Source organism: Pseudomonas sp. SM4 (genome assembly GCF_051913165.1).
Classification (GTDB): domain Bacteria; phylum Pseudomonadota; class Gammaproteobacteria; order Pseudomonadales; family Pseudomonadaceae; genus Aquipseudomonas.
The window spans coordinates 372,662-390,578 of record NZ_JBODOE010000005.1 but is presented as its reverse complement, the minus strand read 5'-3'; the positions used below and the strand labels follow the sequence as shown (position 1 = coordinate 390,578).

Annotated in this window: 15 protein-coding genes; 10 read left to right on the top strand and 5 right to left on the bottom strand. The window is 57.9% G+C overall.

Annotated features, from left to right (window positions below; translation table 11 throughout):
• Nucleotides 1-8: 8 nt before the first annotated feature.
• Genes ACQ4MY_RS12435 through ACQ4MY_RS12415 form a run of 5 tightly spaced genes read right to left on the bottom strand, consistent with a single transcriptional unit; the run spans nucleotide 9 to nucleotide 6,553 of the window.
• Complete coding sequence (locus ACQ4MY_RS12435; RefSeq protein WP_008079490.1) at nucleotides 9-386, bottom strand: response regulator; 378 nt, start codon at nucleotides 384-386, stop codon at nucleotides 9-11.
• 44 nt (nucleotides 387-430) lie between these two features.
• On the bottom strand, nucleotides 431-1,645 hold the full coding sequence (locus ACQ4MY_RS12430) for a hybrid sensor histidine kinase/response regulator (RefSeq protein WP_008079501.1): 1,215 nt from the start codon (nucleotides 1,643-1,645) through the stop codon (nucleotides 431-433).
• The gene (locus ACQ4MY_RS12425; protein ID WP_440095305.1) at nucleotides 1,639-2,232 is read right to left on the bottom strand and encodes a chemotaxis protein CheB; all 594 of its coding nucleotides are present in this window, start codon (nucleotides 2,230-2,232) and stop codon (nucleotides 1,639-1,641) included. The genes ACQ4MY_RS12430 and ACQ4MY_RS12425 overlap by 7 nt, the downstream gene beginning before the upstream one ends.
• Complete coding sequence (locus tag ACQ4MY_RS12420; protein ID WP_008079503.1) at nucleotides 2,229-3,062, bottom strand: CheR family methyltransferase; 834 nt, start codon at nucleotides 3,060-3,062, stop codon at nucleotides 2,229-2,231. Before ACQ4MY_RS12420 ends, ACQ4MY_RS12425 begins: the two co-directional genes overlap by 4 nt.
• Entirely contained in the window at nucleotides 3,062-6,553 is a 3,492-nt protein-coding gene (locus ACQ4MY_RS12415) for a response regulator (RefSeq protein WP_440095304.1), read from the bottom strand. The genes ACQ4MY_RS12420 and ACQ4MY_RS12415 overlap by 1 nt, the downstream gene beginning before the upstream one ends.
• 253 nt (nucleotides 6,554-6,806) lie before the next feature.
• Between ACQ4MY_RS12415 and ACQ4MY_RS12410 the strand changes: the two genes are divergently transcribed.
• From ACQ4MY_RS12410 to ACQ4MY_RS12365, 10 genes are all read left to right on the top strand, one after another.
• Nucleotides 6,807-7,175, top strand: coding sequence for a response regulator (locus ACQ4MY_RS12410; protein WP_008079505.1), 369 nt, complete (start codon nucleotides 6,807-6,809; stop codon nucleotides 7,173-7,175).
• Between the two features lie 69 nt (nucleotides 7,176-7,244).
• Complete coding sequence (locus ACQ4MY_RS12405) at nucleotides 7,245-8,537, top strand: glycosyltransferase (RefSeq protein WP_440095303.1); 1,293 nt, start codon at nucleotides 7,245-7,247, stop codon at nucleotides 8,535-8,537.
• A gap of 133 nt (nucleotides 8,538-8,670) precedes the next feature.
• Complete coding sequence (locus ACQ4MY_RS12400; protein ID WP_440095302.1) at nucleotides 8,671-9,534, top strand: phospholipase; 864 nt, start codon at nucleotides 8,671-8,673, stop codon at nucleotides 9,532-9,534.
• A gap of 196 nt (nucleotides 9,535-9,730) precedes the next feature.
• On the top strand, nucleotides 9,731-10,612 hold the full coding sequence (locus tag ACQ4MY_RS12395; RefSeq protein WP_440095301.1) for a phospholipase: 882 nt from the start codon (nucleotides 9,731-9,733) through the stop codon (nucleotides 10,610-10,612).
• A 76-nt stretch (nucleotides 10,613-10,688) separates the two neighbouring features.
• Nucleotides 10,689-11,594, top strand: coding sequence for an AraC family transcriptional regulator (locus tag ACQ4MY_RS12390; protein WP_008079509.1), 906 nt, complete (start codon nucleotides 10,689-10,691; stop codon nucleotides 11,592-11,594).
• A 330-nt stretch (nucleotides 11,595-11,924) separates the two neighbouring features.
• Entirely contained in the window at nucleotides 11,925-13,235 is a 1,311-nt protein-coding gene (locus ACQ4MY_RS12385) for an ABC transporter substrate-binding protein (RefSeq protein WP_008079510.1), read from the top strand.
• Between the two features lie 173 nt (nucleotides 13,236-13,408).
• Nucleotides 13,409-14,335, top strand: coding sequence for a carbohydrate ABC transporter permease (locus tag ACQ4MY_RS12380; protein WP_440095299.1), 927 nt, complete (start codon nucleotides 13,409-13,411; stop codon nucleotides 14,333-14,335).
• Nucleotides 14,336-14,343: 8 nt separating this feature from the next.
• Entirely contained in the window at nucleotides 14,344-15,174 is an 831-nt protein-coding gene (locus ACQ4MY_RS12375) for a carbohydrate ABC transporter permease (RefSeq protein WP_003225143.1), read from the top strand.
• 93 nt (nucleotides 15,175-15,267) lie between these two features.
• Entirely contained in the window at nucleotides 15,268-16,371 is a 1,104-nt protein-coding gene (locus ACQ4MY_RS12370; protein ID WP_008079512.1) for an ABC transporter ATP-binding protein, read from the top strand.
• 19 nt (nucleotides 16,372-16,390) lie between these two features.
• Complete coding sequence (locus ACQ4MY_RS12365) at nucleotides 16,391-17,866, top strand: mannitol dehydrogenase family protein (protein WP_440095298.1); 1,476 nt, start codon at nucleotides 16,391-16,393, stop codon at nucleotides 17,864-17,866.
• Nucleotides 17,867-17,917: the final 51 nt, after the last annotated feature.

Below are 17,917 nucleotides of genomic sequence, written 5' to 3'. Positions count from 1 at the left end.
AGCGGTCTTCAGGCCAGCAATTCCTGAATTTTTTCCTGCAGCACGTCCAGGTCGAACGGCTTTTCCAGTATCGGCGCCCGGCGCGTGATCGGGCTCCCGGTCTCGCGAATCTCCTGCGGATAACCGCTGATGAAGATCACTTTAAGGTCGGGGCGCAGCTTCACGGCAGGTTCGGCGATCTGCACGCCGGAAATGCCGCCAGGCAGGCGGAAGTCGGTAATCAACATGTCCAGATGCGGTTTGCTCGCGAGAATCTCGAACGCCTGCTCGCCGTTTTCGGCTTGCAGCACGCGATATCCCTGCCCTGACAAATAATCGGTCAGGATCATCAAGATAACCGGTTCGTCCTCGACGACGAGTACTACATCTTGTGCATCTACGCTCATGGGAAGCCTTTGTTCGGTCAATAGCTGCTGATACGACCGTGTGGTCACTCAGAGGTTGCGTCGGATTTGCCGTTTTCCTCGATCGGCAGACAAACGCGAAACAGGGCGCCCTCGTTGATTTCACTCTCGACGACGATGGAGCCGCCATGGGCGGCGACGATCTGCTCGGAAATGAACAGACCCAATCCGAGCCCGGCGACTACCGTCTTGGCGGAAACCCGTTCGAACTGTTGAAAAATGCGTTTCTGGTTTTCGGGACTGATACCGATGCCGCGATCCTGAACCTCGACCCGCGCTTCATTGCCCTCTCGGTAAACGCGCACCTGAACCAGGCTGCGCCCGCCGTAACGCAAGGCGTTGGTGATCAGGTTGGAAACCACCTGCTCGATGCGGAACTCGTCCCAATGCCCCTCAACCGGTTCTGTCGCGGTAAAGGACACTTCAGTTTCCGCCGCCTCGATCTGCTGCGCAAAGTTCTGCAACAAGTTGCTGACCAGTTGCACCAGATCAAAACGGTTTGGCCGAATCGACAATTTGCCAGTGCGAATACGCGACACGTCGAGCATGTCTTCGATCAAGCGGATCAGGCTTTTGATCTGCCGCTCATCGCGGTCGACCATGGCGTGCATCTTGTCGAGGGTGAAGGCTGCAGCGTTGTCGCGCGCCAGGTGCATCTTGCGCAATTGGGTTTCGAGTATCAGGCCATTGAGCGGTGTGCGCACTTCATGGGCGACGATTGACATGAAGTCGTCGCGCATCCGTACCGCCTGCTCCAGTTCCAGTTGCGTGCTTTGCAATTGCTCCAGCAGCGCCTCTTGCTCGCGGCGGGCCTGCTCCAGCGCTTCGACCTGCTGCTTCATCGCCTTGCTCTGGCGGTACAGGTCGACGAAGACGTTGACCTTGCTCTTCACCGCGTGAATATCCAGCGGCTTGTGCAGGAAATCCACCGCCCCGCTCTCATAGCCTTTGAACGCGTAGTTCAGTTCACGGCCGGCGGCGCTGACGAAAATGATCGGGATGTTCTTGGTTTTTTCGGTGCCGCGCATCAACTCGGCGAGCTCGAAGCCGTTCATGCCGGGCATCTGCACATCGAGGATGGCCATGGCGAATTCGTGCTGCAACAGCAGCGACAACGCTTCGTCCGCCGACAGTGCCTTGTAGACGGTGCGGTCTTCACGTTTGATCAGCGCTTCGAGGGCCAGGAGGTTTTCCGGCAGATCGTCGACGATCAGCAACTTGGCTTGGATATTACTCAGCATGCGATTCGTTCCAGCTCGACAAGCAGACGGCCGATGCCGTAAATGGGTAGGACATGATCCGGCTGCTGAACGTTCAGTGCAGCCTGAGGCATGGTGGCGACCTGCGCTTCTTGCGGGTCCTGGACGATGGTCAGTCCGCCCCGCCGTTTGACTTCAGCCAGGCCGCGCGCGCCGTCATGATTGGCGCCGGTCAGCAATACAGCGGCCAGTGCCGGACCATAGGCATCAGCGGCCGACTCGAACAGGTAATCGATCGAGGGCCGGGAATAATGCACGCGGTCTTCAAGGCTCAAGGACAGGCTGCGATCCTGCTCCACCGACAGGTGATACCCGGGCGTGGCGAAGTACACGGTGCCGGCGACAATGTCCTGTTTGTCGATCGCCTCGTGTACCGGCATATCTATTCGCCTGGAGAACACTTCAGCCAGCTGGCTGCGGCGCTCTTCCGGCAAATGCAACACCACAATGATCGGCAGGACGAAGCCCTGCCGAAGCGGCCCCAGCAGGCTCAACAGGGCCTCGACGCCACCGGCGGAAGCACCGACCACAATTGCCTCGATTCGAGGTAAGTCCACGGCCTCGTTCATGATTTGCGGTAGATCCGTTCTTGCTTGACCAAGGGTTCGAACTGATTGGCGTAGTTGGAAAAATCCAGCGTTTCCTTGCTGCCGAGCACCAGGAAACCGCGATGGCACAGCGACTCATGGAACAGCCCGAACGCGCGATCCTGCAGTTTCTTGTTGAAGTAGATCAACACGTTGCGGCAGGAAATCAATTGGGTTTCAGAGAACACACTGTCGGTCGCCAGGCTGTGATCGGCGAAGGTCACGTTCTCGCACAAGCTCTTGTCGAAAATCGCGTAGCCGTACGCCGCTGTATAGTAGTCGGCAAAAGAGCACTGCCCCCCGGCCTGCTGGTAGTTGGCGGTGTAGGCGCGAACATTTTCCATCGAGAAAATGCCCTGCTTGGCCTTGTCCAGCGAGCGCGGATTGATGTCGGTGGCGTAGATGATCGTGCGATCCAGCAAACCCTCTTCGCGCAGCAGGATCGCCATTGAATAGACTTCCTCGCCCGTGCTGCAACCGGCGATCCAGATCTTGATCGATGGATAGGTGCGCAACAGTGGCACCACTTCCCTGCGAATCGCCAGAAAGTGCGACGGATCGCGGAACATCTCGCTGACCGGAATCGTCAGCAACTGCAGCAATTGCATGAACGCCGTCGGATCGTGCAGGACTTTTTCCTGCAGCGCCGAAATGGTCGCGCACTCGAACTGACTCAGCGCGTGTTGCACCCGGCGCTTGATCGAAGCGCCGGAGTAATCGCGAAAATCGTAGCTGTATTTGAGGTAAATAGCCTCGATCAACAAGCGTAATTCGATCTCGCTGTTTCGTTCGGCGGGTGTACTGCGTTCCACTAAATGCGTTCCATCTTCGGTAACCACACGCGAATCAGCGAGAACAGGCGATCCAGGTCGATGGGCTTGGCCAGGTAATCGTTGGCGCCCGCCTGCAGGCAGCGCTCCTGATCATCCTTCATGGCCTTGGCCGTCACCGCGATGATCGGCAACTTGCGCCAGCGCGGATCCTTGCGGATTTCAATGGTGGCTTCGAAACCATCCATTTCCGGCATCATCACGTCCATCAGCACCAGGTCGATGTCCTCGACTTCATTCAATTTTTCAATCGCTTCACGGCCGTTACGGCCGATCACCACGACTGCGCCTTTGTGTTCCAGGGCGCTGGTCAGGGCGAAAATGTTACGCACATCGTCGTCCACCAACAGCACCTTGCGACCCTCGAAGACCTTGTCGCGGCTGCGCGCGGTCTTGAGCATCTTCTGCCGTTCATGGGACAACTGCGATTCGACTTTGTGCAAAAAGAGTGTGACTTCGTCGAGCAAACGCTCCGGCGAACGCGCGCCCTTGATGATGATCGAGCGCGAATACTTGCGCAGTTCGGCCTCTTCATCGCGGGTCAGATTACGCCCGGTGTAGACGATGACTGGCGGGAACGAGCAGATGTCTTCCGTGGACATGCGCTTGAGCAAATCGTTGCCGAGCATGTCCGGCAGCTTCAGGTCGATGACCATGCAGTCATAGATCGTCGTGCGCAGCAGCTCCAGCGCATCTTGTGCGAGGCCGACGGCGGTAATTTCGATGTCCTCGTCGCCAATCAGTCGCGCAATGCTTTCGCGTTGCAGGTCATCGTCCTCGACCAGCAGCACGCGTTTGACCTTCTGCGTCAGCTTGGCCTCAAGACGGGCGAACACGTCCTTGAGCTCTTCGCGGGTGGTGGGTTTCACCGCATAGCCGATGGCGCCCATGTGCATGGCTGCTTCAACGCGGTCTTCGACTGAAATCACGTGGACCGGAATGTGACGGGTTTCCGCGTGCTCTTTCAGGCGCTGTAGCACGGTGAGGCCAGAATGATCCGGCAGGCGCATGTCGAGCAGGATGGCGTCCGGGACGAATTCGCGGGCCAGGTCGTAACCTTCATCGGCGCCATGGGCTACCAGGCACTGATAACCCAGCTCGTGGGCCAGGTCATACAGGATATGCGCGAAGTTGGGCTCGTCTTCCACCACCAGGATGCAGCGCGTGGCAAACGGGGCCTTGTCGCGGTCATCGGCAAAACGCGGAATGTGCACCGGGGCCAACGGCGAAACGACGGGGGCCACGGGTGCTGGTGCGCTCGGTGCTGGCGGGGTGAAGGTCGATGGCGCGCTGGATATTTCGCCGCCCTCGCTGTATTGCTGCGGCAACAACAGAGTGAACACACTGCCCTGCCCCGGCGTACTGCTGACGCTGATCGAGCCGCCAAGCAGCGTCGCCAGATCGCGCGAGATCGACAGGCCAAGGCCGGTGCCGCCGTACTTGCGGTTGGTGGTACCGTCCGCCTGACGGAACGCTTCGAAAATGCTTTCCTGCTGATCCGGGGCGATACCGATCCCGGAGTCACGCACGATGAACGCGATATGGTCATTCGGCTGACCGGCGATGGTCAGGCTGACCGTACCTTTTTCAGTGAATTTCACCGCATTGGACAGCAGGTTCTTGATCACTTGCTCCAGACGCTGACGGTCGGTGAACAGCATCCCCGGTGTGCCCGGCTGCAGGTCGACAGTGAAGGTCAGCTGCTTGTCTTTGGCCATCGGCTCGAATACGCCACGCAGGCCATCGGCCAGACGCGCAACGCTGGTGTTCTCCGGAAGCACTTCAAGCTTGCCGGCTTCGACCTTGGATATATCCAGGATGTCGTTGATCAGGTTAAGCAGGTCGTTACCGGCGGAGTAGATCGACTCGGCAAACTTGACCTGTTCGGCGCTGAGGTTGTCCTGCGGGTTTTCCGCCAGCAACTTGGCGAGGATCAGCGAACTGTTCAGCGGCGTACGCAGTTCGTGAGACATGTTGGCGAGGAACTCGGACTTGTACTTGCTCGAACGTTGCAACTCTTCCGCGCGTTCTTCCAGTTGCACTTGCGCCTGATTCAGTTCGGTGTTTTTCAGGTCCATGGCGTCGCGCTGCGACGCCAGCGTTTCCGCTTGTTCGGCAAGCTGCTCGTTGGTCTGCTCCAGCTCGACTTGCTGGGTTTCCAGATGCGCCTGGGACTCTTTGAGAATCCGCGACTGCTCTTCGAGTTCTTCGTTGGCGGTTTTCAGCTCTTCCTGCTGCACCTGCAACTCTTCGTTGAGCTGCTGGGTTTCGGCCAGCACTTCTTGCAAGCGCTGACGGTAGCGCGCCGCTTCAATCGAAGTGCCGATGTTGCCGGCAATCAGTTCCAGCAATTCGATGTCACGGTCATTCAACGGTCGGAGGAAGCCCAGTTCGATCACGCCATTAACTCGGTCGTCATCGCTGGTCGGCACCACCAGCACGCTGTGCGGCAGGCCTTCACCGAGCCCGGAGCTGACCTTGAAATAGTCCACCGGCACCGAATCCAGACGGATCAGACGCGCCTGTTGGGCCACCTGACCGACGATGCCTTCGCCGCTGTAGATCGATTGATCCTGCTCTTCCTGTTCGCGGGAGAAGCCGTAAGTCGCCACGCGTTTCAGGCCGCCATGTTCTTCCCGAACATACAACGCCGCCACCGCAGTGCCGAGGTATTGCGCACAGAATTGGAGGATATTGCGGCCCAGCAGATTGAGGCTCAGTTGCCCCAGGACCTGTTCGGCGAGTTCGGTCTGACCGTTGCGCAACCATGCCTGCTGCTCCAGACGCCCGGCGCTGGCCTGCTGCGCAGCGAGGTTGGCGCTGTAGTTTTGCGACAGCGTCATCAGGTCACGACGACCAATGTAGGCCAGCAGACCGCTGATACCGGCGATAAACAGCAGGTACAGGCTGATGCTCCAGATTGTTGTGCGGCGCACGTCTTCATTGCGCGAAGTGCGCAAGACCTGCTCGGTTTCAATCACGTCCTCGAATTGTTTACGAATCTCGTCCGTCAGGCGTTTGCCCCGTCCAGCCTTCACCGCGCCGCGATAATCGCCGCTGGCTCGCTGCAGATCGATCATCGATTGCGCGTAATTGGCCCACTCGGTCTGCAACGCCTCAAGGCGACGCAAGCGATCGGTTTGCACCGGGTTGTCGATCGTCAGCTCGGTCAGCGTCTTGAGCGCGACGGCGATGCGCGGCCTGGCCGTCTCATACGGATCAAGGAAGTGCTCGTCGCCGCTGAGCAAAAATCCACGCATACCGGTTTCCAGGTCAACGGTGAGTTTCACCGCTTCGTTGGCGTTATTGATCACCCGGTCGGTGTGCTCCACCCATTGGATGACCGACAGCAGATAAGTGATCAGCGACACGAAGAACACGGCACTGAGCAGACCGACGCCTAAAGGCAGGCCGATGTTGCGACTCAGAAGTTTGCGAAACCGTTGCTCATCAACCGAAGACGGAGAGGACATGGGGCAGCCTTGTCGAACTGTTGAAAACCAGAGAGTTTGCCCCAAAACGGCGGCGTGGATCCATTTTTCTGATCGGTTTAGCAGCAAATTTGCCGATTTGCCCGCGCTAGCACTGCAGCCAGCAGTTATCCTTGCCACTATTCTTTTTTGTATCCGCACGGGAACTTGTGGCTATGCGCCACTTACTCATGCAAGAGCCCGGCATTTCTGATCGACCGGCGCCCCTGAATTTCACCCCTTGAGAGCCTTTATTATGTCCGCCACCCTGTCCACCATCCTTGTCGTAGAAGACGACGACATCGTGCGCATGCTCATTGTCGATGTGTTGGAGGAACTGGAGTTCAAGGTGCTGGAGGCGGACGGCAGCGAGCAGGCGCTGGAGGTTCTCGGCGACGCGTCCCGACACATCGACCTGATGATGACCGACGTCGGCCTGCCCGGCATGGACGGCCGCGAACTGGCCACCGAAGCGCGCAAGCTGCGTCCTGCTCTGCCGATCCTGTTCGCCAGTGGTTATGCAGAAACGATTGATGTGCCGGCGGACATGCACGTCATTGGCAAGCCGTTCTCTATTGATCAGTTGCGCGACAAGGTCAAGGCTGTGCTCAAACAGGGCAACTAAGAGCCGCGCTGGCTGTGGTTTAATTGCGCCCCGTTTTTTGCCACAGCCCGCCTCAAGGAATACCCGCGCATGAATCAAGCCCCCGCCACCAAAGTCCTGGTTATTGGCTACGTCTGGCCGGAACCACGCTCTTCGGCTGCCAGCGGGCATGTCATGCAGATCCTTGAAACATTTTTGCAGCAAGGCTGGCAGATCACGTTCAGCAGCCCCGCCGGCCCCGGCGAGCACAAGGCTGATTTGGCCGAACTGGGCATTCGCGAAGTGCCGATCGAGCTCAACAGCAGCTCTTTCGATACCTTCATTGCAGAACTGGCGCCGGATATCGTGCTGTTCGACCAGTTCATGATGGAAGAGCAGTTCGGTTGGCGCGTCGAAAAACATTGCCCCGATGCCTTGCGCGTATTGGAGACGTCCGACCTGCAAAGCCTGCGGCATGCCCGTCATCAGCGGCTCAAGGACCGCTTGAAGGCCAGCGCCGATGAAAATGACTTCAGCGAATTGTTCGCCCCGGCCCTGCGCGAAGAGTTCCAGTTGATGGCCGACACCGATCTGGCTAAACGCGAGATCGCCGCACTCTATCGCTGCGACCTCAACCTGATGATCTCCGAGGTCGAGATTGAGCTGCTGCGTGAGCAGTTCGGCCTGCCGGGCGAGTTGCTGCACTGGTGTCCGCTGATGATCGACCCACCGACGACAACACCGCGCGCATTCGACGAACGTGAACACTTCCTGAGCATCGGCAACTTCCGCCATGCACCGAACTGGGATGCCGTGCTCTGGATGAAATCCACGGTATGGCCACTGATCCGGGCAAAACTACCCAAGGCGCAACTGCACCTTTACGGCGCTTACACCCCACCGAAAGCCACTGCCCTGCACAACCCTGCGCAAGGCTTTCATGTGATGAACTGGGCTGAAGATGCGTTGCAAGTGATGTCGGCTGCAAGGATTTGCCTGGCACCCTTGCGGTTCGGCGCCGGCATCAAGGGCAAACTGGTCGATGCCATGCTCTGCGGCACGCCGAGTGTTACCACGCCGATCGGCGCGGAAGCCATGCACGGCGATCATCCTTGGCCGGGGGCGGTGAACGTGTCGGCGCAGGCGCTGGCCGATGAAGCTGTTCGGTTATACAACGACCCAGTGCACTGGCAACAGGCGCAATCGGCAGGATATCAATTGTTGACCGATCGCTATCAACAATCGGTACACGGGCCGGCATTAATCAACATGTTATTGCACTGCCAAAACAACTTGCAGGCACTTAGACGCAAAAACTTTACTGGCAGCATGTTGCGTCACCACATGCACAAGAGCACTCAATACATGTCGCAATGGATTGAAGCAAAGAACCAGAAACCGTAAACAACACACAACAAGCATCAAACTTGCACTTGGCCAAGTTTATGCCAGGCATTATAACAACCCTGCATTCGCCGCACCGCTCAACTTGACAATGAGTGCGGCACAACTCTTTAAACCTTGCAGGGATATATTAATGACTATCGACACTTCGAATAACCAATCGACCAGAAACTGGATGGCGGCAACACCACAAATAGAACGTTTGACGCTCAGTGAATTGACATTGCCGGGCACCCACAATGCCGGTTGTGACTGGCAGGCCTCTTACGCACTGATACCGGGCAAACACTGGCTGGCGTGCCAGCATCAATCGTTCAGAAGCCAACTGGACAACGGTTCCCGGGCCCTCGATGTGCGTTTGATTCATGATCCCAGTGCCAAAAGCGGCACCGACAGGTTTCGCTTTCACCATAACGAATATCTGTCTTCGCGCACGCTGAAAGACTTGCTCGTTGATGTCTGGGATTTTCTCAGCGTCAACCCCGATGAGTTCATTGTTCTCGACTTTAAAAATTTCAAAAGCTTAAAGGGCGCATTTGATTTCAAACTGTTCAACGCGCTGGTTGTACAGGCGCTGGAACCACGGATGATTCCCGCGGCAAACAAGCGTCTGACATTGGCAGAACTCAAACGCGTCAGTCCGCTGCAAAGGGTACTGGTGTGTGCCCCACGACACAGCGAACTGGACGCCAAGCTGTTTCATGATGAGGTAGTAAGCAAATGGTCAGGTATTGCCACGGCTAACATTACCCAGTTACGGGCCTTTATTACGACAGTCGTAAGCGTACCACCCAGCAGTTGGTATAACTGGACACTGTCCGCGACGTGTTACAGCGCCACCGGTGGCCCAACTGATATACACGACGAACTGAATGCCATGTTCGACCCGAAAAACAGCGACTGGGCACGCAAGTGCAACATCATTAATGTCGATTTCATTGAGGAATCGAAAATCGTTGATTTCTGTCGCGCAGCCAACTTGCTCAAGGCACGCTGATCCCGATTTGGATAGCCATCAAATCGCTATGTTTGTGCAGACATTTCAAACGCTGGCGATACCGCCATTCAGTTCTACGCTGTGACATGAAAGCCGTTGCTCAACGGCAAACTCGGGAGGTGGCAAGTCGTCACTCCCACTTCATGTAATCACTTCGCACCATGGACGGGTACGAAGATCACGACAAGGACTTGTCATGAACAGCACTATTTCCGGCGAACTCGATAAACAGAACTGGATGAGCAAAGTATTGGACATCGGTCGACTGAAACTGACCGATGTCATTTGGCCCGGCACGCATAACTGCGGCATGGACAAAAAAGCCGCCCACCACGATGCGTTGCGCGGCAACTGGACCACCTGCCAGAACGATTCATTTGCCTGGCAGTTGGCCCACGGCGCCAGAGCCTTCGATATTCGCCTCGGGTATTCCAATACTGCGCAGTCATCATCGTTCTACTTCCATCACAACGGCTATCAATCCGGACGCACGCTTGAGGAGCTTGTCAGCGCTGTTATCAGCTTCCTCGCAAACCATCCGCACGAATTCATCGTGCTCGATTTCCACGAGTTGGCCGATGGCGAAAAACCGTTTGATTACCAGCGCCTCAATGACGTGCTGATCGAACGTTTGGGCGAACATGTCATACCGTCCACGGACGCCCACCTGACCGTCGAGCAACTCAAACGTAAAAGCCCGCGCCGCCGAGTGGTGATGGCGGCGGCCGCCAAGCGCGAACTGGACGAGGATGTGTTCTGGCCGTTCATTTGGCACAAGTGGAGCGGCAAGCGTTTCGCAGACACCGATGACTTGCACTCGCACGTCAAGACAACCCTTGAACGAACTGGCTATCCGCGTGTGCTCTGGTCGCTGTCGGCGACCAGCTATTCGTTACTGGGCGGGCCGCAACACATCAAGAACCAGATCAATGACTGGTTCGACACCACACGAGACTGGGTGACCCGCTGCAGCATCATCAATACCGATTTTTTCGAGGAATCGGATATCGTCCGCCTGTGCTGGAGCGCCACCAGCATGAAGGCAGTTTACGGTGACTCGCTACTGACAAGGGGCTGAGCCATTCGATGTGGGTGGTCGAACCCGGCATGAAAGGGGCATGATTGGCGGGCGATAATAAAAAAAGCGCCCAGCCATGACTCGAACAACCCGCGTGACCGACCCTTCCTACGAGTTGATGGATGACCATAACGGGTTGTCCATCATCTATCGCCAGCATGGCTTTCCCTGCCCGCTGGTGCGCTGGCATTTTCACAAGGAATACGAACTGCACCTGATCGTCGCCAGCTCCGGCAAGGTTTTTATCGGTGACTACATCGGCAACTTCTATCCGGAGACGTTGTTTCTCACCGGCCCGAATCTGCCGCACAACTGGATCAGCCAGGTGGCGGAAGATGAAATCGTGGAAAAACGCGACATGCTGGTCAATTTCACCGATGAGCTGTTCGAGACGGGTCATCAGGTATTTGCCGAACTGAAGAGCCTGGCGCCTTTGCTTGAGCGCGCGCAGTACGGCATCGAATTTCGCTGCAAACGCACCATTCGCCAAGCGATGACCTTGATGCAACGGATCGCCGACTCCAAGGGCATTACCCGGCTTGGGCACTTTTTTATCCTGATGGAACTGCTCGCTGCCAGTGATGATTTCCAGTTGTTGTCCGGCGCCACAACGCCGCAACTGGCTGATGAGCACAACATTGATCGGACCAACCGCGCGGTCGATTACATTTTCAGCCATTACGCTCGGGACATATCGCTGGAGGAAGTCGCCGAGCATCTGGGCATGACGCCGACTTATTTCAGCCGCGTATTCAAACAGGCCACAGGGCGCAATTTCATCGAGTTCGTCAATCGCCTGCGCATCAGCAAATCCTGCGAGCTGCTGGCCGATGGCGATAAACCGGTGACAGAGGTGTGTTTCGAATCCGGCTTCAACAATATTTCCAATTTCAATCGGCGCTTTCAGCAGCTCAAGGGTATGACGCCGTCGCATTACCGCCGCCTGGCGGTGCAGCGCCTGACCGAACAAAACCACGGCTGACACCACCATTCCCTTGTAGGAGTGAGCCTGCTCGCGATGGCGCCGTGTCAGCGCCGCGGATGGTGACTGACACATCGCTATCGCGAGCAGGCTCACTCCTACAGTTCCGTGTGAAACCTGTACACATTCGATAGCCCCGCACCGCTACAAACCCCTTCCCTGCGTTTCCATCGCCAAACCCCAGTGCAAAAAAGTATCGATAAAAGTGCTAGGGATGATTTGTCAGCCCTGCAATTGAAGGCTGTAATCAGTGCACATTCTTCCTGCACAGGAAGACACAAAAACAATAACTGTCCTTCTGCCCCGCCGGGTGCAGAAAAGGAGTGCACGATGCAACCCACTGCAAAAGCTCTGCTTGCCCTCACCTGCATGACCCTCAGCAGCGTCAGCCTTGGCGCCCAGACCCTGACCATCGCCACCGTTAACAACAGCGACATGATCCGCATGCAAAAGCTCTCGAAAACCTTCGAGACCGAGCATCCGGACATCAAGCTCAATTGGGTGGTACTGGAAGAAAACGTCCTGCGCCAGCGTCTGACCACCGACATTGCCACCCAGGGCGGCCAGTTCGATGTATTGACCATCGGCATGTACGAAGCGGCACTGTGGGGCGCTAAAGGTTGGCTGGAACCGATGAAAGATCTGCCGGCCAGTTACGCCCTCGACGATGTGTTCCCGTCGGTGCGTGAAGGCCTGTCGGTCAAAGGCTCGCTGTACGCCCTGCCGTTCTACGCAGAAAGCTCGATCACTTACTACCGCACCGATCTGTTCAAGGACGCCGGGCTGAGCATGCCGGAACGCCCAACCTGGGAAGAAATTGCCGGGTTCGCCGAAAAACTCACCAACAAGGATAAAGAACAGTACGGCATTTGCTTGCGTGGCAAGGCTGGCTGGGGCGAGAACATGGCGCTGATCAGCACCGTTGCCAACGCCTATGGCGCGCGCTGGTTCGATGAAAAATGGCAGCCGGAATTCAATGGCCCCGAGTGGAAAAACGCGCTGAACTTTTACGTCGACACCATGAAGAAATCCGGCCCACCGGGGGCATCGAGCAACGGCTTCAACGAAAACCTCGCCCTGTTCAACAGCGGCAAGTGCGCGATCTGGGTCGACGCCAGCGTCGCTGGATCGTTCGTCACCGACAAAACCCAGAGCAAAGTCGCTGATCACGTCGGCTTCACGTTCGCTCCGCACCAAGTCACCGACAAAGGTTCGGCCTGGCTGTATTCGTGGGCACTGGCAATTCCGACCAGCTCCAAGGCCAAGGACGCTGCGAAAGAATTCAGCGCCTGGGCCACCTCCAAAGAGTACGGCGAACTGGTCGCCAAGACCGACGGCATCGCCAACGTCCCGCCAGGCACCCGAGCCTCGACCTACAGCGATGCGTATATGAGCGCCGCACCGTTTGCCAAGGTCACGCTGGAATCGCTGAAGGTTGCTGACCCAAGCAAACCGACGCTGAAACCGGTGCCGTACATCGGCATTCAACTGGTGACCATTCCTGAGTTCCAGGCAGTGGGCACCCAAGTCGGCAAGCTGTTCTCGGCGGCGCTGATCGGCCAGACCACGGTGGATCAAGCCTTGGCCGCCGCCCAGCAGACCACCGAACGCGAGATGAAGCGCGCCGGTTATCCCAAGTAACCGCTTCTAAACCTGTGGGAGCTGGCTTGCCAGCGATGACGGCGGCACATTCAACTTCGATGTCGGCTGCTCCATCGCCATCGCGGGCAAGCCCGCTCCCACAGGGTTCGCGTCGATGTCAGGAATGCTGTCTTGCCTGAACATGTATCTGCACCCAATCGGTTGTGATCGCCATGAATACTTCTACTGCCAAAGCCCACATCGACTTGTCTCAGCCGCAGCGCAAGGTCCGCGTACGCAATCCCGGCTGGTTTCTGGTCAGCCCTTCGGTGGCCCTGTTGCTGCTGTGGATGATCGTGCCGCTGGGCATGACCATTTACTTCTCGCTGATCCGCTACAACCTGCTCTACCCCGGTGAAAACGAATTCGTCGGGATCGAGAATTTCACTTACTTCCTGACCGATTCGGGTTTCATGCCCGGTGCGACCAACACTCTGCTGCTGGTCGGCAGCGTGCTGCTGATCAGCGTGGTGCTCGGCGTGCTCATCAGCGCGCTGCTCGAAGCGAGCGAATTCCTCGGTCGCGGCATCGTGCGGGTCATGCTGATTTCGCCGTTCTTCATCATGCCCACGGTCGGTGCGCTGATCTGGAAGAACCTGATCTTCCATCCGGTCTCGGGGATCCTCGCCTACATATGGAAACTGTTCGGCGCGCAACCGGTGGACTGGCTCGCCCACTACCCGTTGCTGTCGATCATCATCATTGTCTCGTGGCAATGGCTGCCCTTCGCGATCCTGATTCTGATGACCGCCATGCAGTCGCTGGACCAGGAACAGAAAGAGGCCGCGCGCCTCGACGGTGCCGGGCCGATCGCGATCTTCTGGCACCTGACCCTGCCGCATCTGGCACGACCGATTGCCGTGGTAGTGATGATCGAAACGATCTTCCTGCTGTCGGTGTTCGCCGAGATTTTCACCACCACCAACGGCGGCCCCGGCTACGCCTCGACCAACCTCGCCTACCTCATCTACAACCAGGCGCTGGTGCAGTTCGATGTCGGCATGGCCTCGGCGGGCGGCTTGATTGCCGTGGTCATCGCCAACATCGCCGCGATCATTCTGGTGCGGATGATCGGCAAAAACCTGACTGACAAAGCCTGAGGCCTGCCATGACTCTCCAACAATCCCGCCGGCTGCAAAGCCTGCTGCTCGGCACCCTGGCCTGGGCCATCGCGATCGTGATTTTCTTCCCGATTTTCTGGATGGTGATGACCAGTTTCAAGACTGAAATAGACGCGTTCGCCACGCCGCCGCAGTTCATCTTCACGCCGACGCTGGAAAACTACCTGCACATCAACGAGCGCAGCGACTACTTCAGTTTCGCCTGGAACTCGGTGGTGATTTCCTTCAGCGCCACCGCGTTGTGCCTGCTGATCGCGGTGCCGGCGGCGTACTCGATGGCGTTCTACGAAACCCAGCGCACCAAAGGCACGCTGCTGTGGATGCTCTCGACCAAGATGCTGCCGCCGGTGGGCGTGCTGATGCCGATCTACCTGCTGGCCAAGAGCTTCGGTCTGCTCGACACACGCATCGCGCTGATCGTGATTTACACGCTGATCAACCTGCCGATCGTGGTCTGGATGATTTACACCTACTTCAAGGACATCCCCAAAGACATTCTCGAAGCCGCCCGCCTCGACGGCGCCACGTTGTGGCAGGAAATGGTTCGCGTGCTGCTGCCGATCGCCAAGGGCGGCCTCGCCTCGACCGTGTTGCTGTCGCTGATTCTGTGCTGGAACGAGGCGTTCTGGTCGCTGAACCTGACCTCCTCGAAAGCCGCGCCACTGACCGCGTTGATCGCCTCGTATTCGAGCCCCGAAGGGTTGTTCTGGGCCAAGTTGTCGGCGGTGTCGACCCTGGCCTGCGCGCCGATCCTGATCTTCGGCTGGATCAGCCAGAAACAACTGGTGCGGGGCCTGTCCTTCGGCGCCGTGAAATGAACATTGCCAAGCAAAAGATACCGCCCCTGTAGGAGCTGCCGCAGGCTGCGATCTTTTGATCTTAAAAAAACAACAACGCGGAGGCCCATCATCATGGCCAACCTGAAAATCAAGAATCTGCAAAAAGGCTTCGAAGGCTTCTCCATCATCAAAGGCATCGACCTGGAAGTGAACGACAAGGAGTTCGTGGTCTTCGTCGGCCCGTCCGGCTGCGGCAAGTCCACCCTGCTGCGACTGATCGCCGGCCTTGAAGAAGTCAGCGGCGGCACCATCGAACTCGATGGCCGCGACATCACCGAAGTCAGCCCGGCCAAGCGTGACCTGGCGATGGTGTTCCAGACTTACGCGCTGTACCCGCACATGACCGTGAAAAAGAACATGTCGTTTGCCCTCGACCTGGCCGGCGTACCGAAAGCCGAAGTCGAGAAAAAAGTCGGCGAAGCCGCGCGCATTCTTGAACTCGGCCCAATGCTTGAACGCAAACCGAAACAGCTCTCCGGTGGCCAGCGCCAGCGTGTGGCGATCGGCCGCGCCATTGTGCGCAATCCGAAAATCTTCCTGTTCGACGAGCCGCTGTCCAACCTCGACGCGGCGCTGCGCGTGCAGATGCGTCTGGAACTGCTGCGTCTGCACAAAGACCTGCAAGCGACGATGATTTACGTCACCCACGATCAGGTCGAAGCGATGACCATGGCCGACAAAGTCGTGGTACTCAATGGCGGAAAAATCGAGCAGGTCGGCTCGCCGCTGGATCTGTATCACCAACCGGCCAATCTGTTCGTCGCCGGGTTTCTCGGCACACCGAAAATGGGCTTCCTCAAAGGCAAGATTGCCCGCGTCGATGCCCAGAGCTGCGAAGTCTCGCTGGACGCCGGCACGCGCGTCACCCTGCCCTTCAACGCCGCCAATCTCAGTGTCGGCAGCGCCGTGACCCTTGGCATTCGCCCCGAGCATCTGGAACTGGCGCAAGCCGGCGACTGCACCCTGCAAGTCACCGCCGATGTCAGTGAGCGCCTCGGCAGCGACACCTTTTGCCACGTCATCACCACTGCCGGCGAAGCGCTGACCATGCGCGTGCGCGGTGATCTGGCCAGCCGGTACGGCGAGCAACTGAGCCTGCATCTGGACGCAGCCCACTGCCATTTATTCGATGCCGATGGCGTAGCGCTGACCCGCCCGCTGCGTGCTGCGGCCTGATTTTCGAGAGACTTGCCCAATGAAACTCAATCAACAGAATCTCCACGGCCTGGCGAGCGAAGTAAAGCTGCCGGCTTACCGCCTCGGCGACACTCGTCAGGGCATCGCGCACATCGGCGTCGGCGGTTTTCACCGCGCGCATCAGGCGTATTACACCGATGCGCTGATGAACACCGGCGAAGCGCTGGACTGGGCGATCTGCGGCGTTGGCCTGCGCGCAGAAGATCGCCGCGCCCGCGACGATCTCAAGGAACAGGACTACCTGTTCACCCTGTTCGAACTGGGTGACAGCGACGACACTGAAGTGCGCGTGATCGGCGCGATTCGCGACATGTTGCTGGCCGAAGACGGTGCTCAGGCACTGATCGACAAACTCGCCGACCCGCAGATCCGCATTGTCTCGCTGACCATCACCGAGGGCGGTTACTGCATCGATGACAGCAACGGCGAATTCATGGCACACCTGCCGCAGATTCAGCATGACCTCGCCCATCCTGACGCACCGAAAACCGTGTTCGGTTTCTTGTGCGCAGCCCTGGAAAAACGCCGCGCGGCGGGCATCCCGGCGTTCACCGTGATGTCTTGCGATAACTTGCCGCACAACGGCGCGGTGACCCGCAAAGCGTTGCTGGCATTTGCCACCCTGCGCAATAGCAATCTGTGCAGCTGGATCGACGCCAACGTCAGTTTCCCCAACGCCATGGTCGACCGCATCACGCCGATGACCAGCACCGCACATCGCCTGCAACTGGCCGATAAACACGGGGTCGACGATGCCTGGCCGGTGGTCTGCGAGCCGTTTGTGCAATGGGTACTGGAGGATAAATTCGTCAATGGTCGGCCCGCCTGGGAAAAGGTTGGCGTGCAGTTCACCGACGACGTCTCTCCGTACGAAGAGATGAAAATCAAACTGCTTAACGGCAGTCATCTGGCACTGACGTATCTGGGCTTTTTGAAGGGTTATCGGTTTGTTCACGAAACCATGAACGACCCGCTGTTTGTACGCTATATGCGTGCCTACATGGACCTGGACGTGACCCCGCAACTGGCGCCGGTGCCGGGCATTGATTTGACCGAGTACAAGGACACGTTGGTCGCGCGTTTTTCCAATCAGGCGATTGCCGACCAGCTGGAGCGAGTGTGTTCGGATGGCTCGTCGAAGTTTCCCAAGTTCACCATTCCGACGATCAATCGGTTGATTGCCGATGGCCAGGAAACCAAGCGTGCGGCACTGGTGGTCGCGGCATGGGCGTTGTATATGAAGGGCGTGGATGAGAACGGTGATACCTATTCGATTCCTGATCCACGGGCGACGTTTTGCCAGGCGCTGGTGGCGGATGATGCGTTGATCACTGAGCGGTTGTTGGCGGTTGAGGAGATATTCGGCACAGCGATCCCGCGTTCGACGGCGTTTGTGGAGGCGTTTGAGTGGTGCTGCAACAGCTTGCGCGAAGAGGGTGTGACGCGAACGCTGGAAAAAATACTGGCAGCCTGATCGTTCCCACGCTCTGCGTGGGAATGCAGCCCGGGACGCTCCGCGTCCCCA

Coding starts and splice junctions, on each gene's coding strand:
- ACQ4MY_RS12390 (WP_008079509.1), top strand. CDS start 10,689: ATGACTCGAACAACCCGCGTGACCGACCCTTCCTACGAGTTGATGGAT.
- ACQ4MY_RS12425 (WP_440095305.1), bottom strand. CDS start 2,232: ATGAACGAGGCCGTGGACTTACCTCGAATCGAGGCAATTGTGGTCGGT.
- ACQ4MY_RS12435 (WP_008079490.1), bottom strand. CDS start 386: ATGAGCGTAGATGCACAAGATGTAGTACTCGTCGTCGAGGACGAACCG.
- ACQ4MY_RS12405 (WP_440095303.1), top strand. CDS start 7,245: ATGAATCAAGCCCCCGCCACCAAAGTCCTGGTTATTGGCTACGTCTGG.
- ACQ4MY_RS12375 (WP_003225143.1), top strand. CDS start 14,344: ATGACTCTCCAACAATCCCGCCGGCTGCAAAGCCTGCTGCTCGGCACC.
- ACQ4MY_RS12380 (WP_440095299.1), top strand. CDS start 13,409: ATGAATACTTCTACTGCCAAAGCCCACATCGACTTGTCTCAGCCGCAG.
- ACQ4MY_RS12385 (WP_008079510.1), top strand. CDS start 11,925: ATGCAACCCACTGCAAAAGCTCTGCTTGCCCTCACCTGCATGACCCTC.
- ACQ4MY_RS12400 (WP_440095302.1), top strand. CDS start 8,671: ATGACTATCGACACTTCGAATAACCAATCGACCAGAAACTGGATGGCG.
- ACQ4MY_RS12365 (WP_440095298.1), top strand. CDS start 16,391: ATGAAACTCAATCAACAGAATCTCCACGGCCTGGCGAGCGAAGTAAAG.
- ACQ4MY_RS12395 (WP_440095301.1), top strand. CDS start 9,731: ATGAACAGCACTATTTCCGGCGAACTCGATAAACAGAACTGGATGAGC.
- ACQ4MY_RS12370 (WP_008079512.1), top strand. CDS start 15,268: ATGGCCAACCTGAAAATCAAGAATCTGCAAAAAGGCTTCGAAGGCTTC.
- ACQ4MY_RS12415 (WP_440095304.1), bottom strand. CDS start 6,553: ATGTCCTCTCCGTCTTCGGTTGATGAGCAACGGTTTCGCAAACTTCTG.
- ACQ4MY_RS12430 (WP_008079501.1), bottom strand. CDS start 1,645: ATGCTGAGTAATATCCAAGCCAAGTTGCTGATCGTCGACGATCTGCCG.
- ACQ4MY_RS12410 (WP_008079505.1), top strand. CDS start 6,807: ATGTCCGCCACCCTGTCCACCATCCTTGTCGTAGAAGACGACGACATC.